This is a genomic window from Novacetimonas hansenii JCM 7643, from assembly GCF_000964405.1.
Lineage (GTDB): Bacteria > Pseudomonadota > Alphaproteobacteria > Acetobacterales > Acetobacteraceae > Novacetimonas > Novacetimonas hansenii.
On record NZ_BANE01000368.1, the window covers coordinates 1 to 488 of the forward strand.

Annotated in this window: 1 protein-coding gene; it reads right to left on the reverse strand. The window is 53.7% G+C overall.

Annotated features, from left to right (window positions below):
* A partial coding sequence (locus tag B7G66_RS16665) for a VOC family protein (protein WP_048859430.1) occupies positions 1-305 on the reverse strand: 305 nt, incomplete at its 3' end.
* Positions 306-488 lie beyond the last annotated feature (183 nt).

Genomic DNA, 488 nt, shown 5'->3' on the forward strand with positions numbered 1-488 from the left:
GTGTACCCCCCCCCCCCTGAGTCACAGCCAAAACAAATTGGTATTAGGCGCTTATAGAGAGCATCGACGTCCTCGCGAGACGTTTGGATAAAACCAATATGCAGGATGTCGAATTGCCTGGGATAATCGAAGCCGTCGAGCTTGTTCTCGAAATGGTTGACGATCAGTACCAGCCCATCATTGTCCTGCATGATGGCCATTTTGCTGCCACGCACAACGAGAGTGTGTAGGCCGAAATACTGTTCGAACATTGCGCGATCAGCCTCAGTATCGTGGCTGTAGAGATTGATATGGTTCAGCTTCATGACTGTGTCTTTCCGTTGGTGAGACGGACACGAGCCGGGCGCAACATGGACAACGACGACCGACCACGGACGAGGCCTATCCTCGTCATGTCCGGCCATGGCCAAGAGCGGTTTTACTTGCTCAAGCGTGACTGTCTCCGTAAGCATCCGGGGAGGACCACGGGTCTGAATCAGGCGACCTGT